A 23,737-nucleotide genomic window follows, 5' to 3' on the forward strand; every position below is an offset into this window, starting at 1 on the left:
TCCCGCCTGCCATCGATCGGTGAGAATGGAAAGATGACCGTCGAATCCCAGCGCAAGATCCCGCGGGGCGAGTCCGCGCCCGGCTGCCCGGTGTACGTGGACGACGACGGGGTCTGGCACGTCCGCGACTTCGCCACCGCCCGGGCGATGCTGCGCAGCACGCAGACCCGCCAGGCCGGCTTCGGCGTCGAGAACGCGGTCAAGCTCCAGGGCCGGATGCGCCTGCCCGTGCTCTTCCGGGACGGGCCCGAGCATCGCGAGCACCGGCGGCAGACGGCCCGCTTCTTCACGCCGAAGCGCGTCGACACGGCGTACCGGGCGCTGATGGAACGTCTCGCCGACGAGCAGTGCGAGAAGCTGCGGCGCCGGGGCGAGGCGGACCTGTCGCGGTTGTCCTTCGCCCTGGCGGTGGCGGTCGCCGCCGAGGTCATCGGCCTCACCGGCCGCCGGCCGGGGATGGCGAAGCGGCTGGAACTGTTCTTCGCCGAGAAGGCCGCCGGCAACCGCCTCGTCGCGCTGGCCAGGGAGGCGCGGGGCAACGCCAACATCGGCTTCTTCTACTGGCTCGACGTGCGCCCCGCCGTCCGGGCCCGGCGGCGGGAGCGGCGCGACGACCTGATCTCCCACCTGCTCGACGAGGGCTGCCGCAACGACGAGATCCTCGGCGAGTGCGTGACGTTCGCGGCGGCCGGCATGGTCACGACCCGGGAGTTCATCACGGTCGCCGCCTGGCACCTGTTCACCGATGACGAGCTGCGGGCCGCCTATCTCGGAGGCGAGGAGAAGCACCGGGTGGCGATCCTGCACGAGATCCTGCGGCTGGAGCCGGTGGTCGCCAACCTCGCCCGCTGGGCCACCGCGGACCTCAGCGTGCCGGGAGCGGTCGTGCCGGCCGGCGCCCGCGTCGACATCGGCGTGGCCTCGGCGAACCTCGACCCCGGCGCCGTCGGCCCGGACGCCGGGCGGGTCTGCCCGGCCCGGCCGCTCGCCGACGGCGTGCACGACGCGGCCCTGTCCTTCGGCGACGGGCCGCACCGGTGCCCGGGGGCGTACATCGCCATCCAGGAGACCGACGTCTTCCTGCGCCGGCTGTTCGCGATGCCGGGGCTGCGGATGGTGACGCCGCCGACGGTGGGCATCCGGCCCGAGATCGCCTCGTACGAGCTGACGAACCTGCGCCTGGCCGTCGGCTGAGCCGGGCTCAGAGCCGCCCGAGGGCCCGGACCAGCGCGGTGGCCGTACGCGCGACAAGGGTGTTGTCGTAGGTGGCGTCCGGGGCGTTCCGGTTGGTGTAGATGGCGAGGACGATCGCCGCCCCGGACGGCGGCTGCACCACGGCGATGTCGTTCGCGGCCCCGTACGCGTCGGAGGATCCGGTCTTGTCGCCCACCACCCACCCGGCGGGCAGCCCGGCGCGGATGCGGGCGTCGCCGGTGGTGTTCATCCGCAGCCAGCCGGTCAGCCGGGCCCGGTCCTCCGGGTGCAGCGCCTGGCCCAGCGTCACCGCCTGGAGGTTACGGCCCATCGCCTTCGCGCTCGTGGTGTCGCGCAGCTCGGTGGGCGACCAGTCGTTGAGGGCCGTCTCCCACCGGTCGAGGCGGGTGACGGGGTCGCCGAGGCCGCGGGCGTAGCGGGTCACCGCGGGCGGGCCGCCGAGCAGGCGCAGCAGCAGGTTCCCCGCCGTGTTGTCGCTGTAGGTCAGCGCCGCCTCGCACAGCGCCGCGACGGTCATGCCGTCCTCGACGTGTTGGCTGGTGATCGGGGAGTACGTGACCAGGTCGGCGGCGTCGTAGTGGATCACCCGGTCGAGCAGGCCGGGGTCGCAGGTGCGGGCGCGGCGCAGCACGGCGGCCGAGGCCAGCACCTTGAACGTGGACAGCAGCGGGAACAGCTCGGTGGCGCGGTGCTGGACCGTACGCCCGTTGCCGGTGTCGAGGGCGAACCCGCCGATGCGCGCGTCGTACTCCCGCTCCAGCTCGGACAGGCCGGAGTTCGCGTGCGCGGCGCTCGGGAGCAGGAGCAGGGCGGCCGTCGTCGCGCCGCCGGTGAGCAGGGTTCGCCGGGTCAGAAGATCACGCATGACCGCCACCCTGCCGGTCCGCGCGTCAAATGCGCGTGAGAACGGCGGCCCTCCCGCGCGGGAGGGCCGCCGTCGTGGGTCGCTCAGGTGATCAGGCGGCGGTCCACAGTGCCGGTACGTTCGGCGGCTCCCAGCCCACCAGCGAGGTGTGCGCCTGCAGGCAGCGGTAGCGCACGCCGCCGTAGGTGACGATCGTGCCGGTCGCGTACGCCGTGTTCGCCGCCCAGGCGGTGCCGCTGGGCGGGGTGGTGGTGGGCGGCGTCGTGGTGGGCGGGGTCGTCGTCGGCGGGGTGGTGGCCGGTGGCGTCGTGGCCGGCGGGGTGGTGGACCCGCAGCCGCTCGCGTACACCCTGAACTCCCACAGCGAGTAGCCGTAGGGCGTGCCGCGCTCCGTGCCGTTCATCCGGACGTAGCGCGCGGTGCCGGAGACCGGCACGCTCCGCACGCCCGCGGCGCCGTCGGTCACCGTCGCCGCGGTGGTCCAGGTGGTGCCGTTGGTGCTGGTCTGGATCTGGTACGTCTTCCCGTACGCGGCCTCCCAGTTCAGTTCCACCCGGCCGAGCGCCTGCGCCGCACCGAGGTCCACCTGCAGCCACTGCGGGTCGGCGAAGGCGCTGGACCAGCGGGTGCCGGTGTCGCCGTCGACGGCCAGGTTCGCCGGGTAGCCCGCCTCGACCGACGAGGAGGTCGCGGCCTTCCCTTGCGAGATCAGGGACCCGCCGGTGCAGGGGTCCGTGGGCGTCGGGCCGACCCCGCCGCCGGTCGCGTTGCCGCCGGTCCAGTTCACGGCGCCGTTCGCCACCGTACGGCCGGCCGGAACGCTCAGCGTCTTCCCGTCGGAGAACGTCACGGTCAGCGCCGCGTTGGTGATGTTCGACGCCACGTACGTCTTCGCGCCGTTCCTGCTGAACACCTTGGCGAGCGGGTGGTCGGCCGTCACCCCGGTGTCGACCTGGCCGAGGGCGGCGAGGTTGCGGATCCAGTGGAACGTGTGCGCCTTGCTCTCGCCCTCCTCCGACGTGTACGAGCTGTTCGCCCGGAACTTGGCGAGCGCCGCGTCCGGGTCGCCGAGGGCCAGGTACTGCCACAGCATGTCGCGCCAGGTGGTCGGCTCACCGCCGTTGTTGCGGACGAGTTCGGCGTACGTGCTCCGGACCGCCGCCGGGTAGTCGCCGAGGTAGAGCTGGCCGCCGGTCATCGGCAGCATGTTGATGCCCACGACCATGGCGTGCTCACCGGAGAACCAGGTCGCGTACGCGCCGCCCGAGCCCCACACGATCGCCGTGTAGTTGTGGCCCCAGCTCGCCGGGAAGTTCTCGTTGCGGACGTCGAACCAGTACTCGTTGATCGCCGCGGCCTGCGTGGTGTGCAGCCAGATCCCGGCGTCGCGGACCGCGTTGTTGCCGGTCGCCTGGCCCCACTGGATCAGCGCGTTGGCGAAGTTCTGACCCTCCGACGAGGACTCCTGGTTGTTGCCGGCCCCGAACGCGCCGTGGCCGGACGCCCAGTCGTGTCCCGCGTAGATGTCGAAGTCCCGCAGGTACGGGAAGCGCGTGTCGGTGCGGTCGTAGTTGTTCGCGTCGCGGATCAGCAGGTCGACCATGCCGCCGTACCGGCTGTTCGACGCCCAGGCCGGGTCGAACTTGGCCAGGGTGGCCGCCGCCGCGACGAAGTAGCCGTAGTGGAAGTGGTGGTCGTTGAGGTCCTCGTCCGAGGCGTACGACGCCGGGTAGCCGATCAGCGTGCCCCAGTTGCGGTCGTAGTAGAACAGCCGGGACGTCTTGCCGGCGGAGGCGGTGAACCAGTCGGTCATCCGCGTGCGGATCACGGTGAGCGCGGAGTCGCGTACGGCGGTGAGGTTGAGCTGGTCGGCGATCTCCGCGATCCGGGCGGCGCGGCCCAGGCCCTTGCCCGTCCAGTACGTGTCGTCGCCGCGGAAGTCGGCCGGGTTGTTCAACTCGTTGTTGAGGAACGTGGTGATCTGCGACAGGTCGGCGCCGCTGGAGTCGGCGACCGCCGGGATCTCCGGGAGCACGCCCGTGTACTTCATCGACGTGCTGAACGACGTACCCGTGACGATCTTCATCGCTCCGCGGGGTGAGACGTACGTGCGCGACAGCGGGGTCGCGCCGGTCAGGTAGCGCCACTGATGCGGGAAGAGCGCGATGACCGTGCCGGAGCCGCTGCCCTCCCGCGCCGTCGTGGTGAACGAGTACGTCGTGTTCACCGTGCCCGCCGCCTGGTGGTACGCGTACGCGACGCGGGTGCCGGTGACGTGGTTCTGCGCGTACTGGCCGAAGGTGTCGGCGAGCGCGACCTTGTCGGCCGTGGCGGCACTCGACAGCGTCGGCAGGACGGCGACCGAGAAGTAGCCCTTGCCGGCCAGGTTCGACCGGATCGTGGTGCCGCTGAGCGTCCACGTCGAACCCGCGGGCCCGTACGCGACGTAGTCGTGGCCGCCGATCGAGAACCCGATGCGGTTGCCGCTGTTCTGCCACGCGGTCGGCGGCCCGGTGACGGTCAGCAGCGCGTCGCCGCCGGTCACCTGGTAGTAGGACATCGGCAGGCCGTGCCCGATCGTGGCCTTGAGGGTGCGCGCGCCGTCGTTCCACGAGGGGGTGACGGTCCAGTCGCTCCACCCGTCGACCAGCGCCTGCGACGCGTTCAGGCCGGCGACACCGACGACCACGTGCTGCGCGTACGGGTAGTGGTACTCACCCAGCCCGGTGCCGCTCCCACTGATCGCGGCGTCGGTCTGGTAGGAGAGCCCCAGCCCGCCCGCCACCGGCCGGTACGCGGCCGGCCCGGCGAACAGCGGCTGCGAGAAGTTGCAGTCGTCGCCCTTCTTGAACAGCAGCGACGACCACCAGTCGTTGGTGGGCACCGGGCCCGCGGGCGCGTTGGACGTCAGGTACTGCCGCGGGTTGGTGGAGATGGAGCCGCAGCCGGAGGGGAGCTTGGCGCCGGCGGGAAGGGTCTCGGTGTAGCTGCCGGCGCCCACGGTGGCGGCGCCGGCGGAACCGGGGACGGTGACGGCGAGAACGCCGGCGCCGAGCGCGACGGCGGCGGCGGTGAACAGACCGGCGAGGCGGCGCCGGCGGCGGGGGAGCGGGGGACGCATGGTCAGGTGCCTCCGGGGGGAAATCGGGGGTCGCCCGGAGCCGCGGCGGTGGACACCGCGGCGAGGGGTGTGAGAGCGCTCTCACGGTGCGGTGAGGCTAGCCGTCACAATCTGTTTCGTCAATGTTCACAGGTGTGAATAGCACCTGGTCATGGCGGATTTGCCGCGATTTGCGCGACGTGCCCGCCCGGCCCGCGACGTCCCCAGCCCCGCGGGCGGCCGCTGTCCACCCGCTCGCCCCGGCGTGCCGTGTCCGTCCACCCACTCGCCCCCGGGCGTGGCCTACCCGCCCCTGGGCGTGGCCTACCCGCCCCCGGGCGTGACCTACTCGCCCTTGCGGGCGTGTGCCCGCTCGCTCAGCGGGCGTTGGGCAGGTTCTCCTCGGCCACGCGCTCCTCGCCGCGGCGGCGCAGCATCCGCAGCCCCGGCAGGCCGGCGATCGCCAGGTGCAGATCGTTGGTGACCTCGAGCAGCGCGTGCAGGTCCGGCCCGACCTGGTCGAGCTTGCCCAGCAGCGGCATGACGTCGTTGGTCAGGTGCTCGCGCAGCCGCGGCAGTTCGTCGATCATCTTGATCGCCGCGGTGACCTCCTCGGGGGTCAGCTCCTCGACGAACCGCGCCGCCAGCGGGGCCGCCCGGCGCAGCGTCGGCGCGTAGCCGTCCAGCAGCTCCCTGGCGTCCGCCGAGGTGTCCTTCGCCTGCGTCAGCACGTCGGTCGCCACGCCCGTGACCCGGGCGACCTCGTCCACCGCCAGCACGACCGCGGCGAGGATCTTCCGGGTCTCCTGCACGACCTCGGCCGCGTCCCCGACGGTCCCGCCGGCCCCGGCCACCAACGCCCCCGCCTCCCCGGCGGTGACACCCACCCGCGCGACCAGGGTCTCGGCCTCCCCGGCGGTGACACCCACCCGTGCGACCAGGGTCTCGGCTTCGCCGGCCGTGGCGCCGACCCGCGCGACCAGGTTCCCGGCTTCCCCGGCGGTGGCGCCGACGCGCGCGACGAGGGTCTCGGCCTCCCCGGCGGTGACACCCACCCGTGCGACCAGGGTCTCGGCCTCGCCGGCCGTGGCGCCGACCCGTGTGACGAGCGTGTCCGCCTCGCTCGCGGTGCCGCCCACGCGGGCGATCAGCGACTCGGCCTCGGCGACCGCGCGTTCCACCCGGTCGATCAGCCCCTCGGCGCGTTCGGCGAGCACGGAGACCCGGCTGACGAGCAGCTCCGTCTGGCCGAGCAGGCCCAGCAGGCGGAAGGGGACGGTCGCCACGGTCGCGGCTGTCTCGACCACCTGGCCGATGGCGTACCGGGACAGTTCGACGACGGCGGCGGGCGAGGGGAGCAGGGCCATGCCCACCATTGTGCCCACATCGGGGGTAACGAACCGTGCACGCGATCATGCCGAGAGTTCACCGGTTTGGGATCTCGCGCCGAGCACGGCACTATGCATGGGTGCGAAGAACCCGGCTCTGGATCCTCGCGTCCGCGGCAGTCGTCATCGTCGGCGGCGGCACCCTCATCGGCCTGGGCATGAGCGGCGACGATGACGGTGGCAGCGGCGGTGGCCTCGCCCTGTCCTTCGGTGGCGGCAAGCCCAAGGCGACCGCCGCGCCGTCGCCCACCGGGCCCAGCCCCGAGGAGCTGGCCCGGGCCGAACGGGCAGCCCGCGCCAAGAAACTGGACACCGCGCTGAAGCAGATCGCCGCGAGCGCCCCCGAGTTCTCCGTCGCCGTGCTCGACAAGAAGACCGGCGAGCGTTACTCCTACCGCGGCACCGAGCGTTACGACACGGCCAGCATCGTGAAGGTGCAGGTCCTCGCCTGCATGCTGCTGAAGAGCCAGGACGCCGGCCGCGACCCGAGCGCGTCCGAGATGAGCCTCGCCAAGCCGATGATCCGGCTCAGCGACAACAACGCGACCACGTCGCTGTTCCAGCGTCTCGGCGGCCGCACCGCGATCGGCCGGTGCAACAAGCGCCTCGGCCTCACCCAGACCACCGTCAACACCGCCTGGGGCCTCACCAGGACGACGGTCAACGACCAGGTGAAGCTGCTGTCCGAGCTGGTCGACACGAAGGGCCCGCTGGACGCCGGCTCGCGCAAGACGGCCTTCACCCTGATGAGCACGGTCGACCAGAGCCAGGACTGGGGCGTGCCGGCGGTGGCCCTGGACACCGAGAAGGCCACCGTGAAGAACGGCTGGGACACCCGCTCGGCGGACGGCGGCCTCTGGGCGGTCAACACCATCGGCCGGGTCATCGCCACCGGCGACGGCGCGGACGTGTCGGTGGCCGTCCTGTCCCACAACAACGCCTCGATGGAGGCGGGCATCAAGCTCGTCGAGAAGGTCGCCAAGGCCACCCGCAAGTACCTCAAGTACTGACCCGCGGCGGTCGCCCGGTCCGGAGGCGCGGCATCGAGGATGCGCCAGGTCCGGCGGAGGGGAGTCCGCTACGGCGGGGTCGTGCCCTCGATGCGCCGGGGGAGCATCGCTCCTCGGGTCAGAATTCGTCCCGGCCCCTGGGCGATCAGCTCGATGTTTCCGGTGAGGCGCCGGTGCCGGGGGTGGAGGGGGAGGCCTCGCCCGGTTCCGCGCGTTCCGCGCGGCGCTTGTTCACCAGGCTGACGACCTGGCCGATCACCACGACCAGGATGATCGCGGCGACGACGCCCTGCCACGGCTCCGGGAAGATCGAGCCGCCCGCCACGCCGATGCCGGCGTACACGACCGACCAGAGGGTGCAGGCCGGGAGGTTGGCCACCACGAACGTGCGCCAGCTCAGGCCCAGGAAGGCCGCCGCCAGCAGGACCGGCACGCGGCCGCCGGGCAGCAGGCGGGAGACCAGCAGCACCGGGATCTGGGTGCGCTGGAGGCGTTCCTTGACGGCGCCCAGGTGTTCCTCGTCGCGCAGCCAGCGCAGGCGGCGGGCGAGCTGCTCGCCGCCCGCCCGGCACATGGCGTACATGACCAGGTCGCCGGCGTAGGCTCCGGCCGCGCCGGCGGCGATGACCAGGACGATGAGGAACGGGTTGTCGTGGAAGGCGAGGGCCGCCGCGCCGCTGACCGCCGCGCCGGTGGGGACGATCGGCACGATCGCGCCGAAGGAGACCACGACGAAGAGCCAGCCCAGGGCGGCCAGTTCCGGCATCACGCGGGGGGCTCGATCGTGAGGGTCTCGCCGTGGGTCAGGACGCGCACCTGCGTGTCCGGGGACGTCCTCGCCGCGAGGCGGGCGAACTCCGGGCCGGGTTCGCGGAACATGTGGCTGCGGACCCGGCCCAGGCCCGCCGGCCAGAACGTGCCGTAGTGCACCGGCACCGCCCAGGCGGCCTTGACCCGGCGCAGCGCCTCGGCCCCGTCGGCGGCGTCGAGGTGGCCGTGCGCGGCCAGGGTGGGACCCCAGCCGCCGACCGGCACGAGGGCCAGGTCGAGCGGTCCGAGGCTCGCCATGTCGTCGAACAGGCCGGTGTCGCCGCCGTACCAGGTGCGGGTGGCGCCCTCGACGACGAAGCCCATCGCCACCGAGCGCAGGCGGGACCAGGGTCCGCGACCGCCGTCGTGCGCCGCGGGCACGGCCCGGACCGTCACGCCGCCGACGCGCGTCTCCTCGCCCGGCACCAGTTCCACGCAGCGGTCGCCGTACGCGCGGCCGAGGCCCTTGGCGACGAACCCGGCGGCGCCGCGCGGCACGACCAGCAGCGGCTCGCCGGGCACCGCCTTGAGCGACGGCAGGTGGAAGTGGTCGGCGTGCAGGTGCGACAGCAGCACCGCGTCGGGGGCGCTGGGCAGCACGGGCGTGGGCCCGGCCATCCGGCGCAGGTGGATCAGCCGGTCGGTGAGCAGCGGGTCGGTGAGCAGGGTGACCCCGGAGTCGGCCAGCCACATCGTGCTGTGCCCCCACCAGGTGACGGTCGTGTCGCTCACGGACCAACCGTACGGGACGACGCACAGAGCTTCTTGAGGGCTCGGCCGCAGATCCGGGCATACGCGTGCTGCGCGACCACCGCGAACGGGCCGCCGAGCCGCATGAGCGGGCGGGCGGGCCGGCTGAAGGCGGTCACCGAGAACCACACCCGGCCGCGGGCGTCGCGCTCGACGGTGAACGCCTCCTCGCCGCTGGCCTGGTGACCGGGCAGCGTCCCGTACCCGAATCCGGCCCGGTCCCGGTCGTCGGCGCTCCAGACCACCTCGCAGGGCACGCGCAGCGGGCCCAGGCCGACCGTGACCCCGACGCCCGGCGCGGCCCGGCCGGCGGTGGCCCGGATGGTCGCGCCGGTCGCGCGGTGCATGCCGAACGTCAGGATCGCCTCGGCGGCGCGGTCGAACACCTCGGAGCCGCCCACGTACGTGCGGTAGCGAAGGTGCCGGTAGCCGGCCGGCAGCGGTTCGTGGCGGGTCGCGCCGACCTCGGCGTACGTGAATGCGGTCATCGTTCTTCCCTTCAGACGAGTGCTCCGGCGCGGCGCCAGCCCACCATGCCGCACAGGGCGAAGCCGAGCGCGTTCGCCACCCCGTGCGTGGCGGCCATCCAGGCGAGCGAGGGGTGCGGCAGCCCGGTGGCCTCGCCGAGCGCCCAGCTCACCGCCAGCACCATCGAGCCGGCGAGGACCACGGCCGAGCCGCCGAGCAGAGTGGCGGTGAGCCGGTCGAGGCTGCGGGTGCGGGCGTGCCGCCAGGTCAGCCACCCGGCGGTCCACATGCCGGCGGTCAGCACGAGCGCGCCGGCCAGTTCCACCCATTCGGCGGTGAAGTAGCCGAGCAGGACCAGCAGGGTGCCGGCCGGAACGGTCAGCGCGGCGGCGTCGGCGGCAGGCCCGGGCCGCACGTGGGTCTGCAGGCCGGCGATCAGGGCGGCGGCGAAGCCGGCGAAGTGGAAGTGCGCCACGGTCAGGGTCAGCACCCCGAGCTCGAAGCCGAACAGGTGGTATCCGCTGCGCTCGGCGACGAGGGCGCTCGCCGCGACGGCCGGGCCGATCAGGGCGGTCAGCACCGCGGCCTCGGCGGGCCACTCGCGGCGGGGGCGGACCGGTCTGCTGATCGCGTACGCGCAGAGCACCGCCGCCGCCATCGCATACCCGGTGGCCAGCGCGGTGGCGACGGTCCCGCGCGGCAGCCACAGGCTGACCGCCCCGGCCGCCGCGCCGTAGGGCCAGAGCCGCCGGGCGAGCCCGACGGCCGGATCGGCGAGCAGCCGCAGCCCCACCGGGACGACGACCAGCATGCCCACCGCGACGAGCAGGTTGACCAGCACCCGCATGGCGATCCCCCGTCTTTGAACGTGTTCAAGTGCGGCCCCCACTGTAACCCGTCCGTGCCCGGGTCGCCGATGTGAGATGTGTCCGGCACACTGGCGCCGTGACAGGACCCCGTACCGCCGTTGTCGTGAACCCCGTCAAGGTCCCCGACCTCGACCTGCTCCGGCGCACCATCGTCGAGGGCCTGGCCACGGCCGGCTGGCCCGAGCCCGAGTGGCTGGAGACGACGCCCGAGGACGCGGGCCGGGGCCAGGCCCGGCAGGCCATGGAGAACGGCGCCGAGCTGGTGTTCGTCTGCGGCGGCGACGGCACCGTCATGGCGGTGATCTCCGCGCTCGCCGGCACGGACGTCGCGCTCGCCGTGATCCCGGCCGGCACCGGCAACCTGCTCGCCGCCAACCTGGGCCTGAGCAGCGACGCGGCCACCGGCGTCGAGGTCGCCCTCGAGGGTGGCCGGCGCCGCATCGACGTCGGCGTCTGCGGTGATCAGAGCTTCGCCGTGATGGCCGGCATGGGCTTCGACGCGCAGATGCTCGAGGGCACCTCCGAGACGGCGAAGAAACACATCGGCTGGATCGCGTACGTGGGCGGCGCGCTCAAGCACCTGCGGGACAAGCCGATGCCGATGGTGATCTCGCTGGACGGCAAGCCGCCGCTGCGGCGCCGCCCGCGCACGGTCATCGTCGGCAACGTGGGGCGCCTGCAGGGCGGCGTACGGCTGCTCAGCGACGCCGACCCGGCCGACGGGCGCCTGGACGTCGCGATCCTGAGCCCGCGCAACCTCGCCCACTGGGCCGCGCTGGGCTGGGCCGTGCTGCGGCGGCGGGACCGGGTGCCGCGGATGGAGACGTACACCGCGGAACGCGTCGAGATCCGCAGCATCCGGCCGCAGCCGCGCCAGCTCGACGGCGACCTCATCGCACCGGGTACGAGCATGTCGATCGGGGTCCGGCACCGGGCCCTGCTGCTGTGCGTGCCCCAGCCGGACAGCGATCCCGACCTCGCGTACGACAGCGGCGCCGCCGAGAAGGCCGCCGAGGAGGTGCGCGCCGCCGCGAAGGGTAAGAAGTGAGCAGCACGTCTCCGGTCCCCGAGACCAAGATGATGCCGGGGGACGAGCTCTCCGCGGACGACGCGTTCCTCGCCCTGCGGCACTACGGGCGCTGGCACCTGCTGCGCGACGCGTTCGTGCGGTTCCGCTACGGCGACGGCTTCAGCCACTCGCGCGCCCTCGCGCTGCAGCTGTGCCTGGCGATCGTGCCGTTCATGATCGCCCTCTCCGGCCTCGCCACCGACCTCGGCGTCGAGGAGGGCGGCCAGGTCGTGGCCGACACGGTGTTCGCGCTCACCCCGGGCGCCAGCGAGCCGCTGGTCCGGGAACTGCTCCAGGACGACGACCGCACCGAGGACGCCGGCGAGCTCGCCCTCGGGCTCGGCCTGCTCACCGGGCTGTTCGCGCTGACCACGGCGATGGCACAGATCGAGCGCGGCGCCAACCGCATCTACGGCGTCGAGCGCGACCGCAAGGCCCTGGAGAAGTACGCCCGCGCCGCCGTGCTCGCCGTGGTGGCCGGCCTGCCCGCCCTCTTCGGCTTCCTGCTGCTGGTCGCCGGCCACGCCACCGGCAACTCGATAGCCCGCCACTTCGACTGGGGGTACGGCGCCCACCTCACGTTCGACATCGTGCGCTGGCCGGTGAGCCTGCTGCTGATCGTCTTCGCGGTCGGGCTGCTGTTCCGGCACTCGCCGCGCCGCCGCCAGCCCGGCCTCACCTGGCTGCTGTTCGGTGCCACGCTGTCCACCGTGCTGTGGTGGGTCGCCAGCCTGCTGCTCGCCGGCTACGTGCTGGTCAGCGACGGTTTCGGGGCCACGTACGGGCCGCTCACCGCGATGATGGCGCTGCTGCTCTGGGCCAACCTCACCGGCATCGCGCTCTTCCTCGGCCTGGCGTTCGCCGCCCAGTTGGAGGCGCAGCGGGTGGGCGTCACCCGACCGGCGCTCAAGGACGAATGGGAGCCCGGCGAGAAGGAAGCCGGTGTACCGGAGCAGCGCGCGGGGTAAATCGGGCCCACCCCCGAGTTCCAGGAGCCCCGCATGGTGATCGAGCAGCAGGAGAGAACGGCCGCCGAGGCACCCGTACGCCGCCCGCTCGCGCATTTCGCCGGGCGCAGCGTGGCCGGCCTGCTCGTGGTCATCGCGCTGGGACTCGGCTTCGGCGTGCTCCTGCTGCTCGTACGCCTGAACTGGGGTCCGCTGGAACGGCTCGACCACGGGGTCGCCGACGGCCTCAACCGGCTGGTCGCCCCGCGCCCGGGGCTGGTCTCGGCGCTGGAGTCGGTCACCCGCCTCGGCGGCCGGACCATCATGTTCGGCCTGGTCACCATCACGGTGGTCGCGCTGCTCATCCGCCGCCGGATCCGGCTCGCCGTCTACCTGGTGATCACCGGCGTGGGCGCGCTGCTGCTCGACCCGTCGCTCAAGGCGCTGGTGGCCCGGGTCCGCCCGGTCGTCGACCTCCCGGTGGCCCAGGCGCCGGGCAACAGCTTCCCGAGCGGCCACGCCCTCGGCTCGACCATCGTGTACGGCGCGCTGCTGCTCGTCTTCCTCCCGGCCGTCTCGGCGAGGCGCCGCAAATGGTTCATCGGCGCGGTGGCGCTGCTCGTCGCCGCGATCGGGCTGACCCGGATCGCGCTGGGCGTGCACTACGTGTCCGACGTGCTGGCCGGCTGGCTGCTCGGCGCGGCGTGGCTGGGCGTCACCGCGTACGCCTTCCGGGTCTGGCGCCGCGAGACCGGGAAGCCGGACGTGCCGCTGGAGGAGGGCCTGGAGCCGGAGGCCGCCGCCGACGTGCGGCCCGGCGACCCGGCCGAGCGGCTGCTGCCCCACCCGTGGGCGGGCGCGATGCAGATCGTGGTCGGCTGGGCCCTCACCTTCGGCGTGCTGTACGCGCTGGGCTGGACGCTGACCCATCACCTGCCCGCCGGGCTGCGGAACCTCGACGACGGCGTGCCGCGGTGGCTGCAGGGCTTCCGCACCCCGGTCTGGGACGACGTCAGCTACGCCTGGAGCAAGGCCGGGGACACACACGCCATCCTGCTCGTCTCCCTGGTCTTCGGCCCGATCGCGCTGGCCGTCTGGCGGCACTGGCGGATGGTGCTCTACATCGTCCTGGCCATGCTCGGCGAGCTGACCCTCTTCCTGTGCACGGCCGCCGCCGTCGGGCGCCCGCGTCCCCCGGTCGAACAGCTCGACGGCAAGCTGCCCACCTCGTCGTTCCCGTCCGGCCACATCGCCGCGACCATGTGCCTCTACGTCGCCATCGCCATCCTGCTCGTCCCGCGCCTGCGGCAGTTCTGGTGGCGCTGGATCTTCGTGGCGCTCGCCGTCATCATGCCGCTCGGCGTGGCCGTGTCCCGGATGTACCGCGGCATGCACCACCCGACCGACATGCTGGGCGCGGGGGTGCTCACCGCCGCCTGGCTGACCGCGCTGTACTTCGCGATCCGCCCGAACGACCAACCCTCGCGGGGACCGGCGGCATGACCCTCAAGCTGCTGACCTGGAACATCAGAACCGGCGGGGGCGGCGGCCGGCTCGACGCGATCGTGTCCCTGCTGGCCCGCGAGCGCCCGGACATCGCCGCCCTCCAGGAACTGCGTGACTTCCAGCGCCACGACGGCCGCCGGATGCGCGAGGTCGCGGACACCCTCGGCATGGTCGCGCACCTCGCGCCGTCGGTCTTCGGCCAGCCGGTCGCCGTCCTGGTACGCCCGCCGCTGACCATCGCGCGCCGCGCGGCGGTCCGCTGGCGCCTGCACCACGCGGCGGCCGTCGCCGAGGTGCCCACCGGCGCCGGCCCGCTCACCGTGGTCAGCACCCACCTCAACCCGTTCCGCCCGCACCGCCGGCGGCGCGAGGCCTCCTGGCTGGCCCACCGCTACCGGGCGCCGCTCACCCTGATCGCCGGCGACCTGAACGCGCTCGACCCGGACACCGCCCACGCCGAGCGCCTCGCCCGGCTCCCCGAGCCCTACCGCCGCCGCCACCTCGGCCGCGACGGCCACCCCGACACCGCGGCGATCGGCGCGCTGCGGGCGGCCGGCTTCGTCGACGTCTGGCGTACGGCGGGAGAGGGCGACGGCCTCACCGTGCCGACCACCCGCGGCGGCGGCCACGAATTCTCCAACGCCGGAATGCGCCTCGACTACCTGATGGCCCGCCCGGAACTCGCCGCCCGCGCGTCCCGGGCCCGGGTGATCCGCGGCGACGAGACGGAGTGGGCCTCGGACCACTACCCCCTCGCGGTCGACCTGGAGCTCTCGAAACCGCGTTGAGCGGCCCCTGCTTTACTATGTTACTAGGAAAGCAGAGAGGCTTCGTCATGTTCGTGTTCCGGCTCGACACCCACTCCGGCGTGCCGCCGTACCTGCAGCTCGTCCAGCAGGTCCGCCAGGCGGTGCTGCTGGGTTTTCTCCAACCCGGTGACCGGCTTCCGCTCATCCGCGAGGTGGTCGAGGACCTGGCGATCAATCCGAACACCGTCGCCAAGGCGTACCGGCAGATGGAGCAGGAGAACCTGGTCACCGGGCGGCCCGGGCAGGGCACGTTCGTCGACGAGCAGCAGTCGGCCGCGATGTCGGCCTCGACGTACACGTCCCTGCGCCGCGGCCTGGCGACCTGGTTGCGCCGCGCCTACGCGGCCGGCCTCGACGAGCAGGCGATCGAGGCGCTGTTCACGTCCGTTCACCAGCAGGCGAAGAACGAGGACGTGGCGTGACAGCGGCCGGGTTCGCGCTGCGCACCGACGGTGTGGGCAAGCGGTACCGGAAGGGCTGGGCCCTGCGCGACTGCACCCTGGCCCTGCCCGCGGGCGGCGTGATCGCCCTGGTCGGGCCGAACGGCGCGGGCAAGACCACGCTGCTGCGCCTGATCGTCGGGCTGCTGGCGCCGAGCACCGGCACGGTGGAGGTCCTCGGCCACGACGTCACCGCCAGCACCCCGCAGACCCTCTCCCGGATCGGCTTCCTGGCCCAGGACCACCCGCTGTACAAGCGCTTCACCGTCGCCGAGATGCTCCGCTTCGGCCGGGCCTGCAACCTGCGGTTCGACCAGGAGCTGGCGGAGCACCGGCTGGCGAGGCTGGGCATCCCGCTCGACCGCAGGGCCGGCACGCTCTCCGGCGGGCAGCAGGCGCAGGTCGCGCTGGCCCTGGCCCTGGCGAAGCGGCCGGACCTGCTCGTGCTCGACGAGCCGGTGGCGAGCCTCGACCCGCTGGCCCGGCACGAGTTCCTTCAGGTCCTCATGGGCGCGGTGGCCGAAGGCGGGGTCACCGTCCTGTTCTCCTCCCACGTCGTGCACGAGCTCGAGCGCGTCTGCGACCACCTGGTCGTGCTCAACCGGGGGCGGGTCACGCTCACCGGCGACATCGACACGCTCCTCGCCGAGCACCGGCTGCTCGTCGGTCCGCGTACGGCCACCGACCTCGACCGGGCCGGCACCGTCGTGGAGGCCGTCCACAGCGACCGGCACACGACCCTGCTCGTACGCGACGGTGCTCTCCCGGCCGCGCCCGGGTGGCAGGCCCGGCCGGTCGCGCTGGAGGACCTGGTGCTGGCGTACCTGCGACGGCCGCCCGGGCCGGGCGCCGCGGTCGCGCCGGGGGTGAAGGCATGACGTGGTTGATCTGGCGCCAGCACCGGACCGAGGTCTGCGCCCTCGGCCTGCTCGTCGGCCTGTTCGGCGCGGCCCTGCTCGCGCTCGGGACGCAGGCCCACGAGCTGTTCCCCGGCGGTCCCGCCCGGTGTGCGGGAGAGGCCGGCATCAGCGACGCCTGCACGGCCTCCTTCCGCCGGCTCGACGAGGGTTACGGGTACGTCGAGAACCTCCTGGCGGCCTTTTACCTGGTCCCCGTCGTCATCGGTGCGTTCCTCGGTGCCCCGCTCCTCGCCCGCGAACTGGAGGACGGCACCTGGCAGCTCGCCTGGACGCAGGCCGTGCCACGGATGCGCTGGCTGGCGGCCAAACTGGCGGCGCTGGCCGGCGTCACCGTCGTGCTCACCGGGGTGTTCACCGCGGTCCTCACCTGGTTCCGCCAGCCGTTCGACGCGTGGGAGGGGCGGTTCCAGTACGACGCCTTCGACCTGGAGGGGCTGGTGCCGGTGGCGTACGCGCTGTTCGCGTTCGGCCTCGCCACCGCCGCCGGGGCGATCCTGCGCCGCGGCCTGCCCGCGTTCGGCGTCGCGTTCGGGGCGTTCCTCGCCGCCCGGATGTCGGTGGCGCTGCTGGCCCGTCCCGCGTACGCCACCCCGCTCACCGCCATGGAGCCGGTTCCCGCGGGCGGCTCGCAGGCCCAGGCGGGGCGCCGGCCCGTGACCGGCTTCGCCGACTGGACGATCGAACACGGGTACGCGGACGCCACCGGGCGCAGGCTGACCTCGGCCGAGTTCGCCGAGCTGGAGGCCGCCGCCGACCGGGCCGGCACCAACCTCAACCAGTTCCTGCACGCCCGCGGCATCCAGCAGTTCGGTGTCTACCACCCGGCGGACCGGTTCTGGACGTTCCAGCTCATCGAGGCGGCCGTGTTCGTCGCCGTGGCGGCGATCCTGATCGCCGTCGTGGTCCTGCGGGTACGACGCCGCATGATCTAGCGCCAGCGGTCGTGCGCTCACGCAAAGAATCTCGGGTCCGGTTGCCGCGTGCGATGCTGGCGATCCGATGTCCGCCGATGGACCGGCGCGGCGACGCTTTAATGCTGGTCTCAGGTTCACCGGGGACGATGGGCGGCTGATTCATCGACGGGGAAGGAGCGGGCCGGCGTGCGGATCATGATCGCGGACGACGAGGGGGCCATCCGTGAGTCGCTGGAGCGGGTGCTTCAGGTCGAGGGTTACGACACCAGCGCCGTCGCCAACGGTCTCGCCGTGCTCGACGCGGTCGACGGGGCCGCCGGTGACGCGCTGGATCTGCTGATCCTCGACGTGATGATGCCCCGCCTCGGCGGGCTGGAGACCTGCCGGCGGTTGCGGGCCGCGGGGCGGGACCTGCCGGTGCTGATGCTGACCGCCCGGGATCAGGTCTCCGACCGGGTCGCGGGGCTGGACGCGGGGGCCGACGACTACCTGCCCAAGCCGTTCGCCACCGAGGAGTTGCTGGCGCGGGTGCGGGCCCTGCTGCGCCGGCGTACGCCGGTCGAGGGGGAGTCGCAGATCCTCTCGTTCGCCGACGTCCGGCTCGATCCCGACAGGTTCGAGGCGTGGCGTGGCGGGCGGCCGCTGCGCCTGACCCGGACCGAGTTCTCCCTCCTGCAGGTCCTCATGCGCAACGCGACCCGGGTCCTGACCCGCGACGCGCTGTTCGAGGCGATCTGGGGCTTCGACATGAGCGCCACCGCCAACAACCTCCAGGTGTACGTGAGCTACCTGCGCCGCAAGATGGAGGCCGAGGGGGAGTCGCGATTGATCTACACGCTGCGCGGCCTGGGATACACGTTGCGGGAGACTCCTCCGTGAGCCGGGCCGGCGGCCGGGAACCGCGCCGGCTGACCCGGTGGTGGCGCCGGCAGTCCCTGCGTACCCGGCTGACGGTGATCGCGGCGACGGCCATCGCGGCCAGCGTGTTCGTGGCTTTCCAGGTGGCCAGCGAGCTGATGGACCGGAAGCTGCGGGACACCGCCGAGACTCAGTTGCGCGCCGACGCCCGCGTGCTGGCGACGACCGCGGAGCGCACCGGCCTGGCGCGGGTCGAGCTGCCGCCGTACCCCGGATCGGGCCGGCTGGTGCGGATCATCCTGCCCGACGGCTCGACCCGGACGCCGGCCGGCCAACCCGCTCTGCCCTCCGTCAGCGAGCGCGCCGGGCGCGTGGCGCAGGGCGGGCCGGCCGACCTGCTGGAGTCGACCGACTGGGACGACGGCTACCGCGTCTACACGCTGCGGGCGGCCGACGGTGCGGTCCAGGTGGCCGACCTCGCCGACGACGGCCCGATCAACCAGTTCGGGTTCGGCATGCTGCTGATCGGGCTGTTCTGCGCGGGCGGCGGCGCCCTCGTCGGGCGGACCGTGGCACGGACCGGGCTGGCGCCGATCGACCGGCTGACCGCCGCCGCGGTGCGTGTCGCTCGCACCCGGGACCTCGACGCCGACATCCCCGATGAGGGCGGTGGGGAGATCCGCCGGCTGATCCAGGCGATCAACGACATGCTCGCCGCGCTCCGGGACTCCCGGCGGGCCCAGCGGCTGCTCGCCGAGGACGCCGCCCACGAGCTCAAGACCCCGCTCACCAGCCTGCGCCTCAACGTCGAGCTGCTGATCCGGCTCGATCGGCGCGGCACCCTGGACAGCGCACTGCCGGCGGAGAGCCGGACCCGGCTGCTCAACGACCTCGGCGCCCAGGTGGCCGAGCTGAGCACCCTCGCCGCTGAGCTGACGGACCTGGCGCGTGGCGACGTCACCGACGAGAGCACCGAACTGTTCGACCTCGCCGACGTGGTGCTGGCCGCCGCGACGCGCGCGCGTTCCCGCGTACCCGACATCGAGATCGCGATCGACGTGGCCTCCGTGTGGGTGAGCGGGCGCCCCGCTGCGCTGCAGCGGGCGGTGCTCAACCTCATCGACAACGCCGGCAAGTGGTCCCCCGCGGACCAGCCGGTCCAGGTACGGCTCCGGGCCGAGGGCGCGTCGGCGGTGGTCGAGGTCGACGACGGCGGGCCGGGCATCGACGCCGCCGACGTACCGCGGGTGTTCGACCGGTTCTACCGTGCCGACAGCGCCCGGGCGTTGCCGGGATCCGGCCTCGGGCTGTCGATCGTGCAGCGGGTCGTCGACGCCCACGGCGGCCGGGCAACCGTCGCCCGCTCCGCACGCGGTGGCGCGCTGCTCCGGCTCGACCTTCCGGCCGCGGCCCCGGCGAGCCCATGAAGAATCCGGTACGGGCGCCTGGCCCGTACCGGATCTCGTCGTGCTGCCGTGCTCACCGTTGCAGGACGGGCTCCTCCCGGTCGGCGAGCGAGTGCCGTCCGGTCGGCGGCTCCACCGCGGGCCGGGACAGCCGGCTCGGCCACCACATCCGCCGGCCGATCAGCAGGGTGAGGGCGGGCACCAGGACCGACCGCACCAGCAGGGCGTCGAGCAGCACGCCGAAGGCGACCAGGAACCCGACCTCGACCAGCATCACCAGCGGAAGCGTGGCGAGGACCGCGAACGTGGCCGCCAGGACCAGGCCCGCCGAGGTGATGACGCCACCGGTGGCGGAGAGGGCCTTGAGCATGCCCTCCCTGGTGCCGAGGCGTACGGTCTCCTCCCGGGCCCGGCTGGCCAGGAAGATGTTGTAGTCGACGCCGAGCGCCACCAGGAACATGAAGGCCAGCAGTGGCACCGAATAGTCGATGCCCTCGAACCCGAGGATCGTGTCGAAGACGAACACGCTGCCGCCGAAGGCCGCGGCGAACGAGACGATCACGGTGGCCATCAGGATCAGCGGGGCCACGATCGCGCGCAGCAGCAGCCCGAGGACGATCAGGACGACGGCGAGCACCAGCGGGATCACCAGCTTCTCGTCGCGGCGTGTGGTCACCTCGGTGTCGAGGTTCTCCGCACTCGGCCCGCCGACGATCGCCTCGGCCCCGCTCACCGCGTGCACGGCGGCACGCACCCGCTTGATCGTGTCGTACTCCGCGACGGTGTCCGGCGCGTCCGTCGGGAACACGGAGATGTTGGCCCAGCCACCGCTGGTCTGCTCCGGGACGGCCATGGCCACGCCGCGGGTGTCCTTGACGACGGCGAGCACCCGATCCTGGTGCGCCGGCCGGGCGAAGATCGTCATCGGCTGGCCGCCGAGCTCCGGGAAGTGCTGGCGCAGAACGGTGAAGCCGGTGACCGACTCCGGCGCGGACAGGAACTGGTCCTGCTCCCGCAGGGCGCCGGTGTTGCCCGCCAACCCGAGGGCGAGCACACCGAGGACGCCGAACGAGCCGATGGTCGCCACCCACCGGCGGCGGCTGATGGCGGTGCCGAGCCGTCCCCACAGACCGGGCTTCTCCGTCATGGCCGTGCTGAACCGCGGGATGGCCGGCCAGAAGATCCGCCTGCCGAGCACGACGAGCACCGCCGGGAACAGCGTCAGCATGGCCACCAGCGCGCACAGGATGCCGGCGGCACCGATCGGGCCCAGCCCGCTGGTGCTGTTGAGGTCCGCGACGAGCAGGCAGAGCAGGCCGGCGACGACGGTGGCCGCGGACGCGATGATGGCCGGCGCCGCGCTCCGTAGCGCGTGGACCATCGCCACCCGGACGTTCTCGTGGTGGTGCAACGATTCCCGGTACCGGGCGATGAGCAACAGCGCGTAGTCCGTGCCGACGCCGAACACCAGGATCGTCAGCAGCGCCGAGTTCTGGTCGTTGACCACGATGCCGAAGCCCTTGACGAGCAGGTAGACGGTCGCCATCGAGGTCAGCGCGGCCGCGCCCACGACCACCAGCGGGATGAACCACAGCAGCGGGCTGCGGTAGGTGAGGATGAGCAGGACCGTGACCACGAGGACGGTGGTGAGGAAGACCTGCAGGTCGATGCCGTCGAAGATGGCGTCCATGTCGCCGTCGACCGCGGCCGGGCCGGTCACCTCCAGTTCCAGACCGGCGGGGCGGTCCTTCGCGGTGTCCCGCAGCGGGCCGACGATTTCCTCCGGCGGGCCGTAGGTCGTGCTCACGTCGAGGGTGAACATCATCGCCTTGCCGTCGGCGGAGGCCCTCGTCGCCGGACCCTCGTCGTCCTCGTCGCCGGCCGCCGCCGTCTTCGGCGGGTACCGCTTGGTCAGGGTCTCGAAGTGGCGCTCAACCGTCGCGCGGTCGGCGGCGGTCAGACCGCCGGCGCGGTGATACACGAAGACGAACATGTTGTCCTCGCCACCGGGGAGACTGTCCTCCAGCATCGCGACCTTGGTGGACTCGGCACTCGCCGGCAGAGTGTCCACGGCGCTGTCGGTCGTGACCGAACTCAACTTCCCGCTCAGCGGCACCATGACCGCCGCCAACGCCAACCACAGCCCGATCACCACCCACGGCACCCACCGGCCCGCCAACCGACCGCCCTGCACGTCCCCAGGCGGCGCTGCGTCGACTGCCATAACAAGCCTCCTACACACGAATCACATCGCCAATCAGATGCCTGCTTCCTATCGATCGAATCTGAGACGACCATTAATAAGCCCCCACCGCCCACCCCGCGCCCCCGCACCCCGCACCGCTCCCCTGAAGCGCCCACGCGCCACCGCGTCCCGCGGCGCGAGGGGTTCGCGTGCTTCCGTGTCACCGCGGCGCAAGGCGCTCGCGTGAAGTGTTCGCGTGCTCCCGCGTTCCGCGGCGCGAGGGGTTCGCGTGCTTCCGTGTCACCGCGGCGCAAGGCGCTCGCGTGAAGTGTTCGCGTGCTCCCGCGTTCCGCGGCGCGAGGGGTTCGCGTGCTTCCGTGTCACCGCGGCGCAAGGCGCTCGCGTGAAGTGTTCGCGCACTTCCGCGTTCCGCGGCGCGAAGCGCTCGCGCACCCCCGCACCAGCGCGGCGCGAAGCGCTCGCGCACCCCACCGCAACGCGACCCGCCCCCGCAACCCCCGCACCGCGGGGCTTCCGGGGGCTCGGCCCCCGGAGCCAACAAAACGAGCGCCCCTGTCCGCGCTTTCCGCGGACAGGGGCGCCCCAAGCTCGTGGGCGATACTGGGATCGAACCAGTGACCTCTCCGGTGTGAACGGAGCGCTCTCCCGCTGAGCTAATCGCCCTTGCCGCGACAGACTGTACCGGACCACCCGGGGTGGGGGCGAATCCGGGGTCGGCGGGTCATCAGCCGGTCAGGAAGTCGCGGATCTTCACGGCCAGGTCTATGCCCATGGTGAGTTTGACGGACAGCCAGACCACCGCCGAGATGAAGATGAAGCCGGCCAGGCCGATCAGGGCTCGCAGCGGCAGTGACTGCCGGAGCACCCAGTGGGTCCAGGACTGGACGTGGCGTTTGGTGAAGTGGAGGAGGTGGCGGGCCCAGACGAATTCGACCGCCCAGATGGCGAGGCCGAGGATGACGATGGCCCAGCCTGGTCCCGGGAAGGGGATCAGGACGATGCCGATCGCCACGACGAGGCCGCCGAGGATGCCGATGCCTACGCGCAGGGCCAGCCGGCCGGTGGGGTTGGCGCGGATCCGGTCGAGGTAGCCGCTGACGCGGCCGTGACCGCCGGCCAGCGTGGCCGGAGCAGCGTCAGGCGTGGCCGAAGCGGCATCCGGGGCGCCGGCCGAAGCGGAGACGGCGCCCGAGGGGGCGACGCCGGGCGGGCCGGCGGCAGGACCGGAAGCTCCCGGCGGGCGGGAATCGGTCATGGGGTCGGATTGGGACATCTCATTCACTTTCCCGGCAAAGATCTCGAGCTCCCGGTCATTTCATCCCCCAGTGTTCCGTTCCCCCGTCACTACCCGGGAGGAATGGACGTTACCGGAGTGAGTCAACTGCTGGACCACCCGACGCCGGGCGGAACCGAGTACTTGGGCAGAACAGGACAAGATACCGTTTACCGGCTCGTTCGGAGAGCTTATCGGAACCGTCTTCCCACTACTGGGTGAGATCAGCGTATGGCGGAGCGTAATGACAGGGATCACCTGAGTATGGGAAACGCGGGGTTCACCAGCCTCGCAGCGGTGCCGGGGGGAGTTCGTCCATGAGTACCATTCGTCCAACGACCGTCGAGGTCGAAACATCGCTGCGGCTCGTAGCGCCTGATGCCACGGCTCTGCCCGTGCGTGCCAGCCTGCGGTACGACCCAGCCGACCCGTACGCGGTCCACGTGTTGTTCCACGCAGAATCAGCCGGTGGGGAAGCCGTGAGCTGGTCCTTCGCGCGGGAACTCCTCGTGACCGGGCTCGACGAGCCCGCGGGTATCGGGGACGTCCGGGTGTGGCCGTGGGCCACGCCGCGGGGCGACTTCGTGGCCCTGGCGTTGTCGTCACCCGACGGCAATGCGCTGTTCGAAGTACCACGCAGCGTTCTGGTCCGGTTCCTGCGGCGCACCTATGTGGTGGTTCCGCGGGGCCGGGAGTCCGATCATCTGGACGTGGACGCGGCGGTCAACCGGCTGCTGGCCGGTCGATAGCGACAACGGAATTCACGGGGCGACCCGTGCGGACACTGCCGGTCCGCGCGGGTCGCTTTTTCGTTCCGCATTGAAGTCTATTTTGCCCGTTTCAATGCTCGATTTCCCGATCGTCTGGCGGATATCCGCTGACCTCGGGTCTCCCACGTGCATCGCTGGTCACGG

General features: G+C 72.6%; 21 protein-coding genes and 1 tRNA gene. 12 read left to right on the forward strand and 10 right to left on the reverse strand.

What is annotated here, in order from left to right; genetic code table 11:
• The first annotated feature begins 33 nt into the window (after positions 1–33).
• Positions 34–1,194 (forward strand): cytochrome P450, encoded by a 1,161-nt coding sequence (locus tag CLV70_RS27870; RefSeq protein ID WP_106129575.1) that lies wholly within the window; start codon positions 34–36, stop codon positions 1,192–1,194.
• Positions 1,195–1,201: 7 nt separating this feature from the next.
• Here CLV70_RS27870 and bla read toward each other — a convergent pair whose 3' ends face one another.
• From bla to CLV70_RS27885, 3 genes are all read right to left on the reverse strand, one after another.
• Positions 1,202–2,080 carry a class A beta-lactamase gene (gene bla / locus CLV70_RS27875; protein ID WP_106129694.1) on the reverse strand — a complete coding sequence of 293 codons (879 nt, stop codon included), beginning with the start codon at positions 2,078–2,080 and terminating at the stop codon, positions 1,202–1,204.
• A gap of 91 nt (positions 2,081–2,171) precedes the next feature.
• Positions 2,172–5,201, reverse strand: a complete 3,030-nt coding sequence (locus CLV70_RS27880) for a glycosyl hydrolase (protein WP_106129576.1) — start codon at positions 5,199–5,201, stop codon at positions 2,172–2,174.
• 356 nt (positions 5,202–5,557) lie between these two features.
• Complete coding sequence (locus CLV70_RS27885; protein WP_106129695.1) at positions 5,558–6,547, reverse strand: hypothetical protein; 990 nt, start codon at positions 6,545–6,547, stop codon at positions 5,558–5,560.
• Positions 6,548–6,648: 101 nt separating this feature from the next.
• On the opposite strand from CLV70_RS27885, the gene CLV70_RS27890 reads away from it, so the two are divergent.
• Entirely contained in the window at positions 6,649–7,578 is a 930-nt protein-coding gene (locus CLV70_RS27890) for a serine hydrolase (RefSeq protein ID WP_342750422.1), read from the forward strand.
• 145 nt (positions 7,579–7,723) lie between these two features.
• Here the strand turns inward: CLV70_RS27890 and CLV70_RS27895 are convergent, their stop codons facing one another.
• The 4 genes from CLV70_RS27895 to CLV70_RS27910 are packed head-to-tail and all read right to left on the reverse strand — an operon-like array spanning position 7,724 to position 10,453.
• Complete coding sequence (locus CLV70_RS27895) at positions 7,724–8,344, reverse strand: DedA family protein (protein ID WP_106129577.1); 621 nt, start codon at positions 8,342–8,344, stop codon at positions 7,724–7,726.
• Positions 8,344–9,120, reverse strand: coding sequence for an MBL fold metallo-hydrolase (locus CLV70_RS27900; RefSeq protein WP_106129578.1), 777 nt, complete (start codon positions 9,118–9,120; stop codon positions 8,344–8,346). Before CLV70_RS27900 ends, CLV70_RS27895 begins: the two co-directional genes overlap by 1 nt.
• Positions 9,117–9,626 (reverse strand): DUF1990 domain-containing protein, encoded by a 510-nt coding sequence (locus CLV70_RS27905; protein ID WP_106129579.1) that lies wholly within the window; start codon positions 9,624–9,626, stop codon positions 9,117–9,119. The genes CLV70_RS27900 and CLV70_RS27905 overlap by 4 nt, the downstream gene beginning before the upstream one ends.
• A gap of 11 nt (positions 9,627–9,637) precedes the next feature.
• Positions 9,638–10,453, reverse strand: a complete 816-nt coding sequence (locus tag CLV70_RS27910; protein ID WP_106129580.1) for a YndJ family protein — start codon at positions 10,451–10,453, stop codon at positions 9,638–9,640.
• Between the two features lie 98 nt (positions 10,454–10,551).
• Between CLV70_RS27910 and CLV70_RS27915 the strand changes: the two genes are divergently transcribed.
• The 9 genes from CLV70_RS27915 (at position 10,552) to CLV70_RS27955 (ending at position 19,365) form a co-directional block, all read left to right on the forward strand.
• On the forward strand, positions 10,552–11,523 hold the full coding sequence (locus tag CLV70_RS27915; RefSeq protein WP_211303908.1) for a diacylglycerol/lipid kinase family protein: 972 nt from the start codon (positions 10,552–10,554) through the stop codon (positions 11,521–11,523).
• Positions 11,520–12,512 carry a YihY/virulence factor BrkB family protein gene (locus CLV70_RS27920; protein WP_106129582.1) on the forward strand — a complete coding sequence of 331 codons (993 nt, stop codon included), beginning with the start codon at positions 11,520–11,522 and terminating at the stop codon, positions 12,510–12,512. The genes CLV70_RS27915 and CLV70_RS27920 overlap by 4 nt, the downstream gene beginning before the upstream one ends.
• A 33-nt stretch (positions 12,513–12,545) precedes the next feature.
• A complete protein-coding gene (locus tag CLV70_RS27925) occupies positions 12,546–13,994 on the forward strand; it encodes a phosphatase PAP2 family protein (protein WP_106129583.1) in 1,449 nt (482 codons plus the stop codon).
• The gene (locus tag CLV70_RS27930; protein ID WP_106129584.1) at positions 13,991–14,785 is read left to right on the forward strand and encodes an endonuclease/exonuclease/phosphatase family protein; all 795 of its coding nucleotides are present in this window, start codon (positions 13,991–13,993) and stop codon (positions 14,783–14,785) included. Before CLV70_RS27925 ends, CLV70_RS27930 begins: the two co-directional genes overlap by 4 nt.
• A gap of 47 nt (positions 14,786–14,832) precedes the next feature.
• On the forward strand, positions 14,833–15,228 hold the full coding sequence (locus tag CLV70_RS27935; RefSeq protein WP_106129585.1) for a GntR family transcriptional regulator: 396 nt from the start codon (positions 14,833–14,835) through the stop codon (positions 15,226–15,228).
• A complete protein-coding gene (locus CLV70_RS27940) occupies positions 15,225–16,124 on the forward strand; it encodes an ABC transporter ATP-binding protein (RefSeq protein WP_106129586.1) in 900 nt (299 codons plus the stop codon). Before CLV70_RS27935 ends, CLV70_RS27940 begins: the two co-directional genes overlap by 4 nt.
• Entirely contained in the window at positions 16,121–17,098 is a 978-nt protein-coding gene (locus tag CLV70_RS27945; RefSeq protein ID WP_106129587.1) for an ABC transporter permease subunit, read from the forward strand. The genes CLV70_RS27940 and CLV70_RS27945 overlap by 4 nt, the downstream gene beginning before the upstream one ends.
• A gap of 177 nt (positions 17,099–17,275) precedes the next feature.
• The gene (locus CLV70_RS27950; RefSeq protein WP_211303920.1) at positions 17,276–17,959 is read left to right on the forward strand and encodes a response regulator transcription factor; all 684 of its coding nucleotides are present in this window, start codon (positions 17,276–17,278) and stop codon (positions 17,957–17,959) included.
• Positions 17,956–19,365, forward strand: a complete 1,410-nt coding sequence (locus CLV70_RS27955; protein WP_106129589.1) for a HAMP domain-containing sensor histidine kinase — start codon at positions 17,956–17,958, stop codon at positions 19,363–19,365. Before CLV70_RS27950 ends, CLV70_RS27955 begins: the two co-directional genes overlap by 4 nt.
• A gap of 52 nt (positions 19,366–19,417) precedes the next feature.
• Here CLV70_RS27955 and CLV70_RS27960 read toward each other — a convergent pair whose 3' ends face one another.
• From CLV70_RS27960 to CLV70_RS27970, 3 genes are all read right to left on the reverse strand, one after another.
• A complete protein-coding gene (locus CLV70_RS27960) occupies positions 19,418–21,568 on the reverse strand; it encodes an MMPL family transporter (protein WP_106129590.1) in 2,151 nt (716 codons plus the stop codon).
• Between the two features lie 573 nt (positions 21,569–22,141).
• Positions 22,142–22,213 (reverse strand) — tRNA-Val (locus CLV70_RS27965).
• 61 nt (positions 22,214–22,274) lie between these two features.
• A complete protein-coding gene (locus tag CLV70_RS27970; protein ID WP_106129591.1) occupies positions 22,275–22,805 on the reverse strand; it encodes a TIGR02611 family protein in 531 nt (176 codons plus the stop codon).
• A gap of 335 nt (positions 22,806–23,140) precedes the next feature.
• Here CLV70_RS27970 and CLV70_RS27975 point away from each other — a divergent pair, with 335 nt between their 5' ends.
• The gene (locus CLV70_RS27975) at positions 23,141–23,572 is read left to right on the forward strand and encodes an SsgA family sporulation/cell division regulator (RefSeq protein ID WP_014446635.1); all 432 of its coding nucleotides are present in this window, start codon (positions 23,141–23,143) and stop codon (positions 23,570–23,572) included.
• Positions 23,573–23,737: the final 165 nt, after the last annotated feature.

Source organism: Pseudosporangium ferrugineum (assembly GCF_003002065.1).
GTDB classification, from domain to species: Bacteria; Actinomycetota; Actinomycetes; order Mycobacteriales; family Micromonosporaceae; genus Actinoplanes; species Actinoplanes ferrugineus_A.